Source organism: Nostoc sp. 'Peltigera membranacea cyanobiont' 213 (assembly GCF_002245975.1).
Taxonomy (GTDB): Bacteria; Cyanobacteriota; Cyanobacteriia; order Cyanobacteriales; family Nostocaceae; genus Nostoc.
Genome location: NZ_NOLI01000365.1, coordinates 1 through 1258 on the forward strand (window position 1 = coordinate 1; position 1258 = coordinate 1258).

At 47.9% G+C, this 1258-nt stretch carries 1 protein-coding gene and 1 pseudogene; both read right to left on the reverse strand.

Features of this window, described 5'->3' with window-relative positions:
• Positions 1 to 506 (reverse strand): annotated as a pseudogene (locus CDG77_RS34975) (plasmid replication protein, CyRepA1 family); the annotation flags it as partial.
• Positions 507 to 621: 115 nt separating this feature from the next.
• Positions 622 to 1221 (reverse strand): alpha-ketoglutarate-dependent dioxygenase AlkB family protein, encoded by a 600-nt coding sequence (locus CDG77_RS34980; RefSeq protein WP_094333664.1) that lies wholly within the window; start codon positions 1219 to 1221, stop codon positions 622 to 624.
• Positions 1222 to 1258 lie beyond the last annotated feature (37 nt).

Sequence of the window (1258 nt, forward strand, 5' to 3'; positions counted from 1 at the left end):
TTGACACCTTCTACAATTGTCACTGGTACATTATGCTGCCAAACCCAGTGCCAAAATCCACCAGGATGCTGCAAGTCTTCTTCGGTGATGGGGACACCGCTACGATTGGAGACTTTCACCCAAATGCGATTCGGCACTAGGAGGAAGAAAGCGCGTGTCTCTTCTCGAAATGGGTGTTCATACTTGATGAACTTGTGGATCTTCTGGCGGTCACGTCGGGGATGGTCGGGTTTGAAACAGCCCCACATCATCAGGACGTATTCGTTGAGGGGGTCAATCCCACTGCACCACCAGCCGCCTAGTTCAATGTGCTGGTATTTCTTCAAATCGCGATCGCGCAATCGTCCATCATTGCGACGGGAGATTTTGGGACTGTAGAGCAGGTATTCGTAGGGGACGGTGCCAGACAGCGACCGCACATTCAGATGAAAGATTTCTTCGTCAACTCTACTGTTGAGCCACTCTTGTAAGTGTAGAGCTTGAGAATCAGATTCGATTATACGCATATTCCCTCTGTTTTTTGACGCATGGAAATGAAGCGGCATTGCACCCATGCCGCCGGTTAAAATTAAAGTGAAGAGCTTGTGCTGGCTATGAAATCCTCAATAGCCAGCTACAGCGTTATCTCCCGCCTCCGGTGTGCGGTCGAAAAGTCAGATTGATACGGGTGCTAACAACTTTGTTGGTTTTGGGGACTTGGTGCAGATGTGTAGACTGACAGCCAGGGTGCATCACAAGCAAACTGCCGTGTTCCAGCCAGAAATCCGTTGCTTTGCCATTTCTCGGTTTGATTTGGAATTTGCGACATGATCCCAGACTCACTGATGCGATAGCTGGATTTATACCCATTGATTGCTCATTGTCGGAGTGCCAGCCAATCGAATCCTGTCCACTGCGGTACTGATTTCCGATGACGATACGGAATTTGTAACCAGTTAGCGCAGTGATTCTGTCCCGCAAGTAAGCGAGTTTTTCTGTCCAAGTCAGGGGTTTCAAAAATACGCTGTTGGAGTAGAGATAATCGCAGCCGTAGTCCCCGTAAATGCACTCCAGGCGGGGGACAGGCATTGTTTTACCCATGATCCTGATTTGGTTCTGCTGCCACTCCAGTTTCAAGCAGTGTTGGTAGAGTTCGTTTGCAAGTTCCTGACTTAAGAAATCGGGGTAGTAAGTGATAGGTAAAACTGGGGTTGATTCAGTGAATAAATTCAGTTGTTGCATGGTACTTTTCTCCAATTAAAGAAAGTATTCTGAAGAC